This window comes from Streptomyces sp. NBC_01264 (assembly GCF_026340675.1).
GTDB lineage: Bacteria > Actinomycetota > Actinomycetes > Streptomycetales > Streptomycetaceae > Streptomyces.
In genome coordinates this window covers 446,141-459,403 of the sequence record NZ_JAPEOX010000001.1, presented here as the reverse complement: position 1 = coordinate 459,403, position 13,263 = coordinate 446,141, and the positions used below count along the sequence as shown (strand labels likewise).

General features: G+C 74.2%; 8 protein-coding genes and 1 pseudogene. 4 read left to right on the top strand and 5 right to left on the bottom strand.

From position 1 onward, the window contains the following. Positions 1-91 precede the first annotated feature (91 nt). Positions 92-853, top strand: coding sequence for an isocitrate lyase/PEP mutase family protein (locus OG435_RS02050; protein ID WP_266874960.1), 762 nt, complete (start codon positions 92-94; stop codon positions 851-853). Positions 854-919: 66 nt separating this feature from the next. On the opposite strand, the gene OG435_RS02045 is transcribed toward OG435_RS02050, so the two are convergent. After that, complete coding sequence (locus OG435_RS02045; RefSeq protein WP_266874959.1) at positions 920-1,786, bottom strand: LysR family transcriptional regulator; 867 nt, start codon at positions 1,784-1,786, stop codon at positions 920-922. Between the two features lie 80 nt (positions 1,787-1,866). Between OG435_RS02045 and OG435_RS02040 the strand changes: the two are divergent. Further along, positions 1,867-2,895, top strand: a pseudogene (locus OG435_RS02040) (EamA family transporter). Positions 2,896-2,908: 13 nt separating this feature from the next. Here OG435_RS02040 and OG435_RS02035 read toward each other — a convergent pair. Beyond that, entirely contained in the window at positions 2,909-3,526 is a 618-nt protein-coding gene (locus OG435_RS02035) for a nucleoside/nucleotide kinase family protein (protein ID WP_266874958.1), read from the bottom strand. Between the two features lie 86 nt (positions 3,527-3,612). Between OG435_RS02035 and OG435_RS02030 the strand changes: the two genes are divergently transcribed. Next, positions 3,613-8,229 carry a hypothetical protein gene (locus OG435_RS02030; RefSeq protein WP_266874957.1) on the top strand — a complete coding sequence of 1,539 codons (4,617 nt, stop codon included), beginning with the start codon at positions 3,613-3,615 and terminating at the stop codon, positions 8,227-8,229. A 99-nt stretch (positions 8,230-8,328) separates the two neighbouring features. Here the strand turns inward: OG435_RS02030 and OG435_RS02025 are convergent, their stop codons facing one another. Both OG435_RS02025 and OG435_RS02020 read right to left on the bottom strand, forming a co-directional pair. Beyond that, entirely contained in the window at positions 8,329-11,697 is a 3,369-nt protein-coding gene (locus OG435_RS02025; RefSeq protein ID WP_266874956.1) for a S8 family peptidase, read from the bottom strand. Positions 11,698-11,886: 189 nt separating this feature from the next. Further along, positions 11,887-12,060 (bottom strand): hypothetical protein, encoded by a 174-nt coding sequence (locus OG435_RS02020; RefSeq protein WP_266874955.1) that lies wholly within the window; start codon positions 12,058-12,060, stop codon positions 11,887-11,889. Positions 12,061-12,269: 209 nt separating this feature from the next. Here OG435_RS02020 and OG435_RS02015 point away from each other — a divergent pair, with 209 nt between their 5' ends. Next, the gene (locus OG435_RS02015; protein ID WP_266874954.1) at positions 12,270-12,965 is read left to right on the top strand and encodes a hypothetical protein; all 696 of its coding nucleotides are present in this window, start codon (positions 12,270-12,272) and stop codon (positions 12,963-12,965) included. A 60-nt stretch (positions 12,966-13,025) separates the two neighbouring features. On the opposite strand, the gene OG435_RS02010 is transcribed toward OG435_RS02015, so the two are convergent. Further along, complete coding sequence (locus OG435_RS02010; RefSeq protein WP_266874953.1) at positions 13,026-13,217, bottom strand: hypothetical protein; 192 nt, start codon at positions 13,215-13,217, stop codon at positions 13,026-13,028. Positions 13,218-13,263: the final 46 nt, after the last annotated feature.

The following is a 13,263-nucleotide window of genomic DNA, read 5'->3' as shown; positions in this document are numbered from 1 at the left end:
GAACCACGCAACAAGCCGCCAGGGCGGCGCTCCGCAGGCCACGGCCCCGCAGTCACGCTGTTCGTGGCGGTGCGGGAGTAGCGTTCTCGGCATGGACTTTCGCACTAAAGTCGAGCGCGCTCGACGCCTCAAGCAACTGCACGCGGAGTACAAGCCGCTCGTGCTGCCGACCGTCTGGGACGTCTGGTCCGCGAGGACGGCGGCCGACGCCGGATTCCCCGCACTGACGGTGGGCAGCCATCCGCTCGCCGCCTCCCGGGGAGCACAGGACCAGGAGGGACAGACCTTCGAGGAGGTGCTCGCCGCCGTCCGGCCGATCATCGCGGGCGTCGACGTCCCCGTGTCCGTGGACCTGGAGGCGGGGTACGGGCAGGAGCCCGCGGATCTCGTCGCCGGACTCATCGAGGTCGGCGGCGTCGGCCTCAACATCGAGGACACCGTCCACTCGGAGGGTGGACGCCTGCGCAGTGCGCAGGAGCACGCCCGCTACGTCGCCGGCCTGCGGGCGGCCGCTGACGCCGCCGGGATCCCGGTCTGGATCAACGGGCGCACCGACGTCTTCGCGCACGCGCAGGACGCCAAAGCCGTCCTGGACGAGGCGATCGAGCGGCTGCGGGCGCTGGAGCACGCCGGCGCCGACAGCGTCTACCCGGTGCGCATCCAGGACGACGACGAGCTGCTCGAAGCGGTGACCGGTGCGATCGCCGTTCCCGTGAACTCCACGGCCCACCCCGTCAAGCACGACATCGAGCGCTTTCGCCGCCTGGGGGTCAGGCGGATCACCTATGGTCCGCTGCTGCAACTCGCGATGACGGATGCGATGAAGGACATGCTCGGGCCGTGGACGCCCTGAACTGAGCTCCGGTGATCCGGACCGTACGGGTTGGCCGTACGGTCCGGATCACCATGCCCCGCGGGTTCACGGCCGGAACGCGGAAAGGAACGCCCTGGTCGCGGGCGTCGGGTTGAAGCTGCTCCAGACGGGGTACTCGACGCGGCTCGGCCCGTCGGTGAGCGGGAGAGCGCGGACGGACGGGTTGCCTCGGGCGATGGCGGCGGGGAGGAGGGCAACGGCGAGGTTGCGGCCCACGATGCGCGTCATCAGATCGACGGACATCATTTCGTAGGCGACCTCGCGCTCCGATTCCGCTGCTTCGAAGGCGCGGTCGCTCTGCACCCGGCCCGGGGACCCGGCCGGGAAGTCGGCGAACGGAGAAGCGGCGAGTTGGCACAGGCCGACCCGGTCACGGTCCGCGAGCTCGTGCACGGGTGAGACCACGGCGACGAGCTGTTCCCGGCCGATTTCCAGCGCGGCGACGCCCTGTGGCTCCTGGCCGGCCGGCAGGCCGAGGAAGGCCACGTCCAGGTCACCGGCGGCGACCTCGGCCGTCATGGCGTCACTGGCGCCCACGTGCAGGCCCACCCGCACCTGGGGATGCCGCTCGCGGAACCGCTGGAGTACCTCGGCGATGTCGACCGCGACCACCGTCGGGACGGTCCCGATCAGCAGCCGGCCCCTGACCTCGCCCACCGCCGCGGCCGCGTCGGCCACGGCCCGCTCGGCGGCCTCCAGACACTGCCGCGCGCCGACGAGGAAGGCCTCGCCGGCCGGTGTGAGCTCCACCCGCCGGCTGGTCCGGGCGAACAGCTTCGCCCCCAGCTCGCGCTCCAGGTTCCCGATCTGACGGCTCAACGCCGATTGGGCGACGAAACAACGCGCGGCGGCCCGGGTGAAGTTCCGGGTCTCCGCGACGGCCACGACGTACCGGAGCTGTCGGAGTTCCACGTGATCCATCTTCCCCTGCGATCAGTCCGATGACAATCATGTGTTGGACGCATGGATCGCGGCGGGCCGAGACTCCACGCATGACCACTTCCCCGCCCCGGCAGCGCCAGATCCCGCCGCCCCTGCCCACCTCGGGCTCCGCAGCCGTCCGGCGCCGGGCCGGCGGCACGCTCGCGCTGATCGCCGCCACCGCGCTCGCGCCGGCCGCCTGGGGGACCACGTACGCGGTGACGACCGAACTCCTGCCGCCCGGCCACCCGTTGTTCGCCGCTCTGCTGCGGTCGCTGCCCGGCGGGCTGCTGCTCGTGCTGGTCGCCCGGGTACTGCCGCACGGCGTGTGGTGGTGGAAGGCGGCCGTCCTCGGCACCTCAACATCGGCGCCGTCTACGCGTTCCTGTTCGTGGCCGCCGAGCTGCTGCCCGGTGGCGTCGCGGGGACCCTCGCCGCCGTGCAGCCGATCATGGTCGCGGGGCTGGCGGTGGTGGTGCTGCGGGAACGGGCCTCGGCGTGGCGGATCGGCTGGGGCGTCGCGGGAGTGGGCGGCGTCGGGCTCGTGATCATCGGACCGAACGCGCGGCTCGACGGGGTCGGGATCCTCGCGGGGGCAGGGTCGATGGCGCTGGGGATCGTACTCACCAAGCACTGGGGGCGGCCCGACGGAGTGGGCCCGGCGACGCTCGCCGGCTGGCAGCTCACGGCCGGCGGACTCGTCCTGCTCCCGCTCGCCGCCCTCTTCGAAGGAGCCCCTCCGCACCTCGACGGGTCCGCGGTGGCCGGCTACCTGTGGCTCGGCACCGTGGGCGGCTTCATCGCCCATGTGCTGTGGTTCCGCGGTCTCGGGCGCCTTCCAGTCACCGCGACGGCCCTGCTGGTCCTGCTGTCACCGCTGGTCGCGGCCGTCATCGGCGCGCTGCTGCTCGGCGAGGCCTTCACCGCGGGCCAACTCGCCGGCTTCGGCCTCGCCCTGGCGGCGCTCGTGGCGGGCCAGCTGAGCCCGGGCCGACCGCGGCCGCCGCGTTAGGGCCGTCCGCCCGGAGCCAGGGGGGCGGGATCCGGAGGCGAGCACCGGACCGGCCATCGGGCCCCGGCCGGCCACGCGGCCGGGGTGACGTGCCGCGATCGTCAGCCGGCGTCGACCACGAGATCGGCGCGGTGGCGGCCGCGTGCGACGAGGAGGGCGTTGGGTTCGTCCGAGCGGGCGACCCAGGCGCGGGCCGACTCCGCGTCCTTGCCGTGGCGGACGTGCCGGTCGACGAGGCGCCGCACACGCAGGCCCTCGTCCGGCGCCAAGTACCAGGCCTGGTCCAGGAGCGGTCTCACGGGTGCCCATTCCGGCGCGTCGTGCAGGAGGTAGTTCCCCTCGGTGATCACCAGGGGCACGCCCGGGTCGACGGGGATGCTGCCCGCGATCGGCTCCTCGAGCGAGCGGTCGAAGGCCGGTGCGTAGACGGTGCGTTCGCCGGGTGCCCGCAGCCTCCGGAGCAGGCAGAGGTATCCGGCACTGTCGAACGTGTCCGGGGCGCCCTTGCGCTCCGCCCGCCCGAGCCGCTCCAGCTCGACCTGCGCGAGGTGGAACCCGTCCATGGGCACCACCACGGCACGCTCCGGCCCCAGCGCGTCCGCGATCAGCGCCGCCACGGTCGACTTCCCCGCACCGGGAGGCCCGGCGATGCCCAGGATCCGCCGGACGCCCTGGCCGGCCAGTCCGTCCGCCCGCGCGATCAACTCCGATGTCTGCACCCGGACATCCTGCCCGAGCACATGGGGCGGCCGGGACCGCGCGGAGCCGGCGGCGGGGTGTCAGCGGCGCGTGTCAGGATCGGATCATGAACCTTGCCGTCCCGCTCCCGTCGGAACCCAGCCACTCCGAGGCCTACGCGGACTGGGCCCGCGCGCACGATCCGGGCTCCGAGGACGCCGCGCGCGGCCTGCTCGCCGAAGTCCGCGACCGGATCTCCCGGGCGTACCCGAAGGCAGGGCGCGCACTCGACGGGCTGGTCGGCCTCGCCCGCCCGCTCCCCCCGGCCCATCTGCCCTGGTACTGGGACACGGTGGCCCACCGGTTCGCCTCCTGGGACACGCGCACCGCGGGACGGGCCTACACCCTGGCCCGCACGGCCGAGCGGGAGCACGACCTGCCCGTGGACCCGGCGTGGCGGCGGCGGAACGTCCTGTTCCTCGCCCGCTTCGGCGGCCTCCCGGTCAAGGAGCTGAGCGGACACCAGCAGTGGCTGGCCACCGAGTTGGATCCGGCCGCCGCACACGAGGAGTTCGTACGGGCGCTCGCCGCGTGGGCGGCCTCGCCCGGGGAGCTCCCCGCCGACCTGGCCCGCCGGATCCGCGCCTCGGCGCGCGCCGCGGGCCTGGACGGCTCCGAGGAGGCCCGGGTGCTGGCACGCACGGTCGGCGCCGCGCGCGGGAAGGCGCTGCCGGACGCGCTGCTCGACGCGGTCGCCGCCCTCCTCGCCGACCACCCGCAGGACGAGGACGTCCTGGCCCCCCTCCTGGACGTCTTCCCCGAATCGAGGAACGACGCGGCCGCCTGGCTGCGCGTCCTGCTGCGCTCCGGCGCCGCCGACGCGGCCGCCGCCGGGCGCATCGCACCGGAGGGCGGCCCCGACGCCTGGCTGGCCCGCTACACCCGCGCGTACTCCCACCACCGGGTGCCCTACGGCGGCGTGGCCCGACAGCCCATGCCCGAGGAACTGTTCGACCTGGTCACCCGGTTCGCGCCCCGGCTGCGCGCCGCCGGTACCCCGGTCACCCTGCACGAGGACCGCTACCGCTGGCCCGGGCTCGACGCGGACCTCCTCGACCTGTGCCTCGCCGAGGGCATCGCCGTCGCCGATCCCGGCGACAGCATCCGGCTGACCTTCTGGGGCGACGGCTCGCGCCGCGACCTCAAGGCCCTGGCCGCGGACCCGGTGTTCGGGCCCCGGCTGGAGGGCACCGTGCACGCCGGCCTGCGCGGCGGCGGCACCGCCATCACCCGGCTCCCGGAGAACCCGGGCATCGCCGCCGAGGTGCACGCCCGCGTCGAGAACCTCCTCGGAGCCCTGGCGGGCGGCGGCCTCGCCGCCGCCGACAAGGCCTTGGAGGAGCTGGCCGGCCTGCTGGACCGGCCCACGGCCACCGCCCTGGACGGCATCGAGGAGGCCCTCGCGGCCCTCGACCCGGCCGGCCCGCTCGCCCGTGCGCTGCGCGCCGGCCTCCCCGAGGAACTGGGCTGGCCCGCCCTGGAGGAGGCGCTCGCCGCGCTGGCGCCCGAGGAGGTCGCCGGGGTCACCTGCACCTGGCCCGTTCTGACCGTCTACGGCCGCTCGAAGGCCGTGGCCGTGGCACCCGGCTCCGTCCGTGCCTCCACCGGTTTCACCCTGCCCGCGGACGCCGCGCACCACGTCGTGCACTACGCGGGAGGGCAGTTCCTGGTCAGCTGGTCCACCGACCCCGCCCACGCCTTCGGATCCCTGGCCTTCTGGTCCGACCGCCCCGAGGACGTCTTCGTGCCCGCCCGGGGTTACGGCCTGCGACCCTACGGCGGCAGCATCCAGGGCGGTCTGGGCTACCAGTTCGAGACCCGGGACGGCGGCGGCCGCCACGACGGGGAGCGCGTCCTGCGCCCCGGAGGCCGGGAAGGCATCGACCACCACGACTTCCAGATGAGCGACGGCGCCCGCGTCTGGAGCTCCAAGGTCTTCGCCGGGCTCAAGGGCTGGGCGCGCGTGGACCCCGTGACGGGGGACCGAGCCGCTGATCACACCCTGCCCGCCTTCCACGGCTCCGCCGATCTGCCCCCGGGCACGGCCTTCTTCGGGGACCAGCTGACGCTCGCCGCCCTCCCGCCGGACGCCCCCGCATCGCCCCTGGGCCAGGACGGCGACCTCACCGGGTGCCGGGTGCTGCACCGCACCCCGTACGCGGGCCCCTCGCCGACCGAGTTCCTCCTCGAAGGCGTCGACGGGCGCCGCGCCCGCTACCGCAGCGGACGCCCGGGCCGCCGGCCCTGGGGCATCATCCGCATGCCGCAGGGAGGCGAGGACGCCGTCCTGGCGGGCGAGACGGCGGTCCGCTGCCACGCCGCCGAGGACAACTCGCTGCTCTGGGAGGCCCGTGGCTTCCCCGCCGCGGACGCCGCGCGGCGGGGCCGTCCCTCGAGCCACGGTGTGGGCCCGTTCCCGCCGCCCGCCTTCTGGCACTTCCTCGCCCCGCGCCACGCGGCCTCCTCCGCGGCCCTGCGCGCGCTCGGGAGCGAGACCGTACGGGCCCTCCTGGACGCCGCCCTCGGTACCGGCGGCCACGAAGCCTCTCCGGACGACGGCCCCCTCCGGGACCGCGTCGCCCGGCTGCTGCCCGCGGTGTCCGAACCGAGGGTGCTGGACGGCGTCGTACGGGCCGCGCGGCTCGCCGCCGACGTCCTGCGCCGCCGCGAGGAGCTCTCCCGCCGCGTCGGCATCGTGCGCGCGGGCCCGGCGGTCGTACTGCGTCGCCCGGTCCCGGACACCGCCCTCGCCCCCGCGCTGGGCGGACTGCTGCCGCAGATCCGTCCGTACGGTTCCTACGTACCCGGAGCGCACCCCGCGACCCTGACCTCCGTCGCGGCCGAGGGACGCCACCTTCGCGGCGAGATCGACGACGAGACCAGGCAACTGGCCCTGCCGGCGGCCCCGGCGCCATGGACCGCGCTGATCGGCTCCATCGACGCGGTGGCGTGGCGCGCCGCCGTCCGCACCACCTCAGACGAGGACCGCGGGGCCCTCACCGCCCTGCTGGAGACCTGGGCCGACCAGCCGTTCGCCGCACGCGGCGGGCGCTGGCGCACCGGGGCCGGGTCCCCGTCCGCGGGGTGTACCGGCGCCCCCGCCGTGCGGCCCGCCGACCACGCGACGGACACCCCGGGGAACGACAGCCCTGCGGACGATGTGGCCCGCACCGTCCACCGGGACGACGCGGGGCGCCTGCCCATGCTCCTGGACCTCCTGGCCCGGCGCGGCCCGCTCGCCCTGCCGCCCGAGGCGGTGGAAGCCTTCGCACGGCTCACGGGCGCCCGGCGGGCCATCGCCGCTCTGGTGCTCGGTGGGCTGCCCCACGACAAGGACCACGACGCACACCTCAAGGCCCTGCGGGCAGCCCCGTACAAGGCGAACAAGGCGATGGCCCGGGAGTACGACGAGCTGCGCCACCGCCTCGGCGACGGCGGCTGCCGGGCGGTGCTCGCCGCGGGCGTCCCGCAGGACCCCTCCGAGCTGTGGAAGCCGGGCGGGACGACCGCCGCCGCCGAGCGGATGGCCCGCGCATGGGTGGGACTCCTCGGCGCCACGCAGTACGTAGACGAGGACCTCGCCGCCGCACTGGAGGCCGATCTCGGGCTGGGCGCCGGCTGGGTCCTCGCCCTGACCGGCGGCCCGGAAGCCGCCGGCCGGTGCGTGCCCGCGGCCCCCGGCGTCCTGGTCGGCGCCGCGAACGGCGGACTCTCCCTCCACCACGCCGAGGCCGACGGCAGCGCCGGCCGTCCGGTCTTCGTACAGCACCCCCTGCACGCGGCTCCGGCGTCCGTCGTCGCCTGGGCGCTGACCGAACTGCCGGCCGGCCATCCGGCCGCCGCCGCGGCCGCTTCGGTGCACACCGCCCTGCGGGCCCGGATGGACGACCCGCGCACCCTGATCCCGCTCGGCCGGCACCAGGCCCTGGGCCGGGCCGTGCCAGGAGACCCCGCCTTCACCCCGTACGAGGGCACGGTGCTGCCCTGCCCCCGGCCCCTGTACCGCGAGGACACCGTGGTCTCCACGGCCCACGACGACGGGCTGTTCGTGGTGTCGGTGCCCGGCCGCGACGTGTTCCTGCGGCCGGCCGCGCTCGCCGAACCCGCCCGGGCCGAGCGGGCCGAGCGGCTGTGCGCGACCCTGGACCTGCCCGAGCTGCTGGCGGCGGTCCGCCGGATCCAGGCGGTCCGCGGCGCGGCTCCGGACCGGATGCTCGCCCGCGCCGCCGCAAGCCCGGTCCCGCCCGGCGGCTACGAGCTCAACCCGGCGCTCAGTGTGCCGGAGCTGGTGGCCGAGGCCGGAGCCGTCCTCGGGCTGGGCCTCGACGCAGCCGCCCTGTACCTCCAACTCCTGGCGCTGGCCCGCCCCACCGATCAGAACGTGCGCCGCTGGAACGGCTGGACCCCGGCCCGGCACAAGGCGGCGCAGGCGGAGCTGGTGGCCGCGGGCACGGTGGAGTCCGGCCGACGGGCCCGCGCCGGCCGGACGGCCTTCCTCCCCGGCCCGTGGACCGACCTCAAAGCCCCGCATCCGCCGCTCGAAACCGTCAAGCTCGGCCCCCACGGAGCCCGCGCCGGAAGTTCGGAGCCCGAGATGCCGTTCCTGCGCCTGCTGTCCCCGGTCCCGCCGCACGAACTGTTCGCGGATGCCTGGCACGCGGCCCGTCGAGGGGTGGCCTCGTGACCGGGTACGGCCGTCCGGAGCCTGGCCGTCCTTCTTGACGCCGCATGACGAAACCCGGAGGCGAAGGCCTCCGGGTTCGTCATGCCGTACGGGGACAGGTCAGTCGGTCAGGTACGCGCGCAGCACCGTGACCTCGGATTTGTTGCCCGCCGTGTCGACCACCGTGCCGCGCAGGGAGGCGTGGCCGCCGGACGGCGGGGTCTGCGTGATGACCGCCCCGTCCTGGACCGGCAGGGTCTGCCAGGTGTAGCCGTCGTCGTAGGAGACGGACACGGTCAGGGACTTCAGTCCCTTCCCGGCCGCCGGGCCCAGGACGGTGACGGGGACGCGGAACGGGTGGCCCCCGTTGACGGTCCCGTCCAGACGTGTCGCGGGAGCGAACCGGACGACGGAGGCGGGCAGTTGGGCCGGGGTGCCCGTCGCGGTCGTGCCGGAGCGGAACCACCAGGTAGCGGTCACCTTCGACGAGGTGCGGCTGACGGTCCCGGACTGGGTGGCAGAGGCCACCAGCTTGTAGGAGGCCTCGCCGGGGGCGACCGAGAAGCGCTTGGCGTCGCGGAGCTCGGATGCCTGGTTGCCGACGACGACCCCGTTGCGGTAGAGCACGGTCCTGCCCTTGGCGTGGAAGCCGGTCCCGTCGTGCCCGGCGCCGTCCGCGAGCAGCGGCAGCGTGCCCCAGATCTTGTCGCCCTTGCGGTAGAGCCCGAGTCCCGCCGCGGTGTTCACCAGGGGCCCGGCGGCAGCGGTGTTGAAGCGTTCCTGGTAGGTGCGGCCGCCCGGGTAGGCGCGTTCGACGGCGTACGAGGTCTCCGCGACCTCGTTGCTGTTCTCGTCCAGGCCGAACTGGGAGGCGGACAGCGCCCACTTCACGCCGTCGACCGAGGAGAGGTGCAGCGTGACCGTGGTCGGCAGGAGCCGCGGCTGCCACATGGAGCTCGGGCCGTCGTTGCCCGGCAGCCGGCCGACCGCCCGTACGATGCCCACCTTGTCAGGGGCCGAGGAGCCGTGATCGACGGTGACGGTGGCCAGGTCGGAGGCCTTCAGATGGCGGGTGTAGCCGGTGGCCAGGGTGCGCACCGGGCCGCCGAGCGTGGTGTGGTACTCCTCGGTTTCGGACACCGCGTGCTTGTCCCACCGCTGGGTCAGAGTGTTTCCGGTGGCCGGCTCGGGACCCTGGCCGTGGGTGCGCAGCGGGATTCCGGACCAGAGCCACCATCCGAAGGTGTAGCCGACGTCGCCGACGCGCAGCTCGTAGCTGGGGGTGATGAACCCGGTGACGGCCGTGTCCGAGGGCACCGTGATGTCCACCGGCTTCGTGGTGCGGGCATCGACCGTGACCGTGGTGTCGCGGGTGATGTCGAGGCGGGGCTGGGAGATCCAGTCGAGGGCCTCCTCGCCAATCTCCGGGTCGGCCATGAGGTGCGAGTCGAGCATGTAGCTGCCCTTGGGGACGCGGATGGTCTGGGAGCCGGAGCCCTCGTGGTTGCTGAAGCTCCTGCCGGTGGCCAGCCCGCTCACGCCCTGGAGGTTGCTGGCGTAGATGGCCGGCCGCTTGCCGTCCCGGCCGATGTGGCGGATGGTCAGCGCGTACGACTCGACCTCGCGATCGGCGACGATCGCCGTACGGACGCTCTGCCCGGCCGCGGTCGCCACCGCGTGCCCGGTGTACCGGCCGTTGACGGAGCCGCCGAGCCGGGTGTTCAGGGTGAGGTCCACCGACGCGGTCTTGCCGGCGGGGACGGTGACGCTCGGCCGGGCGAAGGCGAGGAAGCCGGCCGGAGCGGGCTTCCCGTCGGGGCCGGTGGCGGTGACGGACAGCTTCAGGGTGACCGGAGCGGTGCCCAGGTTGCGGTAGGTGACCTTCCGGGTGACGGGGGCGTCGTCCTCGTGCGGCCACAGTGCGTTGGCGAAGGCCAGTGCGAGGGGTTCGGCGACCACGGACTGGCCGAGGGCCTGGCCGACCGAGATGCGGCCGGTGCCTTGCTGGAAGGCGTTGTAGGGGCCGGGCTCGGCGGAGCCGGTGAGGATGCCCTTGATCTGCGCGCCGGTCCACTTCGGGTGCTGCTGCTTGAGCAGGGCGGCGGCGCCGGCCGCGTGCGGCGCGGCCATGGAGGTGCCGGAAAGGGGGAGGTAGCCGACCGGGTTCTGGCCGACGCGCTGTTCGATGGCGCTGCCGACGGCGGCGGCCGCGGTGATGCCCACGCCCGGGGCCGTGACGTCGGGTTTGACGGCGCCGTCACCGGCGCGGGGGCCGGTGCCGGAGAAGTCGGCGAGGCGGTCGGACTTGTCGACGGCGCCCACGGTGAGGGCGGCGTCGGCGCTGCCGGGGGAGTCGATGGTGCCCGGTCCGGACTTTCCGTCGTTGCCGGCGGCGACGGCGAAGAGGACGCCCTTGTCGGCGGAGAGCTTGTTCACGGCGGCTTCGACCGGGTCGGTCTCGGGGGCATCGGGCCCGCCGAGGCTCAGGTTGACCACCTGGGCGCCCTGCGCGACGGCCCACTCGATGCCGGCCAGGATGCCGGAGTCGCTGCCGTAGCCTTCGTCGCCCAGAACCTTGCCGTTGAGCAGTTTGGCTCCCGGCGCGACGCCCTTGTACTTCCCTCCCGACTTGGCCCCCGTACCGGCGGCGATCGAGGCGACGTGGGTGCCGTGGCCGTACCGGTCCGCGGTGCTGCCCGATTCGGAGAAGTCCGCGGCGGCGACGACCTGGCCGGCGAGGTCGGGGTGGCCCGTGTCGATGCCGGTGTCGAGGACGGCTATCTTCACGCCGGTGCCGTCGTAGCCGGCGGCCCAGGCCTTGTCGGCGCCGATCTGACGCGTGCTCCTGTCCAGACTGGCGGTGCGGATGCCGTCGAGCCAGACGGAGGCGATGCCGTAGGGGGCGGCCAGGCGGGCGGCGCCGCCCTGCCGGCCGGTGAGCCCGACCCAGAGCGCGGCGGCACTCACCGGGGAGGCGGTCACGGCCTCGGCGTCGAGCAGGCCGTACGTACGATCCACGCGCACGCCGTCGGTGGAACGCAGGGCGGACTTGGCGGCCGGGGCGGAGCCGTCGTAGCGCACGATGAGCTTCAGTTGGTCGCCTCGGGCCTTGTGGTATTCGGGGCGGGAGAGTTCGGTGAGGTCGAAGAGGCGGGGATCGAGCCGGCCCGACTCGATCAGCTGCCGGGCATCGAGCGGGACGAGGCTGCTGCCGCCTTCGTCCCGGCGGACCGACACGGGTATCTTCTCCCGGCCCTTGGCCGGGGCGAAGCCGACGGGGCGGCCTTCGGGGTCCACGGTGACCTTGTCCCCGGTGATCAGGTTCAGTTGGGTGAACCCCTGCCCGGCGGGCTGTTGACCCACCGGTCCGTCCGAACTGCCGGTCGTGGGTGCGGCGGCGACGGGTGTGGTGAGACCCGCCGCGAGCGCGATGGCGGCGACGGCCGCCGAAACGGCCGCCCCCGAACTCCGAATACGAGGTGTACGCACGTCAATTCCCCCTGAAAGACAAGCGATCACCGACGGGAAGAAGACACCGCGGTGTGCTCGCAGTATTGCGGGGGCGCCGATGACCGGTCCATGACCGTTTCGCAACGGTTGACGGAGGGCGTCAATCCGCCAGGCAAGGCCCCGCAGGAACCGGACCCGTCGCTGCTGTGACCTTCAGCGATGTGTCGTTCAGCTCCGGCGTGACGTGGCCAGGTCGGGGTCGCTGTGGTGGCAGGAGTCCAGGTGGACCGGCGCTGCGTCGGGCACCAGGTCGGCGAGGGCGCTAGCCAGGGCGGTCTTCCCTGAGCCGGCTCCTCCGCCGATGAGCAGGATCCGACGCGAGGAGTGCCGGGTCACGCTCATGTGCGGGGTGCCTCCATCCAGGTGCCGGGTTGAGCCCGCGAGCGTAGTGGCGCAGGCAGCTCGCCGAGCGCACACCCTTCGGGCCGTGCGCGAGTGCGCACTCGTGCGCGGGTGTTCCGTTGCCGGATTCGCCGGTACCGCGGCGGGCTTCCCGGCTACCGTCGTAAGGCCGTTCCGAGCGGTGGGCGGTGGCGACGGAGAGGTGGCTGATGCCGATGATCGCGGTGGGGTTCCGGCTGGGCCGTGCCGTCACCGGGAGGCAGGTGACCGTTCTCCTCACGGAGTCCGGCGTGCTGCACCGCTCCCACGGGCTGTACGGGCAGCCGTCCAAGCTGGATCTGCCGAAACTGCCGCTGCGACATCTCCACCCCGACCTGTCCTGGAGGAAGGGCGAACACATCCTGACCGGCCCCATCAGCAGCCTTCGGGACCACCACGTCACGGCCACGGAGCGGGGCTACACGGAGGTGCTCATCGCGCCGGCGTGCGTACGCCTGGACGTGGAGGAGCAGCCCCTGCCCCTGAAGGAGAACCCACGAGCTGCCCGGCGCCACCCCGAGCTGACCGACGCCTTCATCGGGACCGCGCCCCACACGGAGCAGTCCCTGGACGCGGCCGTCGACGATTTCCGCACCGCACTCGGCCTGCCCGTCCGGCCGCGGAACGTCACCTGGCGGCCCCGCCGGTCACCCGTCCCTCCCCGGATCGAAGCCATGCTGCGCACCCTCGCCCACGGCACCGCGATCACATCGCCCGAACGCCTCGCCGTGGGCTGGAGCGTCACACCCCGGGCCGTCACCCTGCGTGTCGGCCGGACCGCCGAAGCCCTCGACCGGCCGGCCGTGCTCGAACTGCAGGCCGCGCTCACCGCCTGGCTGCGCCTCACCCAGCCGCCCACATCGTAGGCCCACCCCGTAGGCCCACCCCGTAGGCGCCGCTCCGGCACACGCCGGCGCGGGCGCCGGTCAGCCGAGGCGGGATCCGATCCGTACCCGCATCTCGACGACCGCCCGGCGTACGTCCTCGGGCGGCTCCGTGTCCTCGAGCAGCCCGAGGAGCACCATCAACGCGCGCGCCTCGTCCTTGCTGATCAGTTTCAGGCGCGGCTCGGTCACCCCGTCGAGCAGCACGTCCAGGAGGTCCACGGTCTCGTCCATGCCAGGAACAACGCCCGACGGGCTCACACGTCACCCTGCGGGTCGA

Coding starts and splice junctions, on each gene's coding strand:
- OG435_RS02030 (WP_266874957.1), top strand. CDS start 3,613: ATGAACCTTGCCGTCCCGCTCCCGTCGGAACCCAGCCACTCCGAGGCC.
- OG435_RS02020 (WP_266874955.1), bottom strand. CDS start 12,060: ATGAGCGTGACCCGGCACTCCTCGCGTCGGATCCTGCTCATCGGCGGA.
- OG435_RS02050 (WP_266874960.1), top strand. CDS start 92: ATGGACTTTCGCACTAAAGTCGAGCGCGCTCGACGCCTCAAGCAACTG.
- OG435_RS02015 (WP_266874954.1), top strand. CDS start 12,270: ATGCCGATGATCGCGGTGGGGTTCCGGCTGGGCCGTGCCGTCACCGGG.
- OG435_RS02010 (WP_266874953.1), bottom strand. CDS start 13,217: ATGGACGAGACCGTGGACCTCCTGGACGTGCTGCTCGACGGGGTGACC.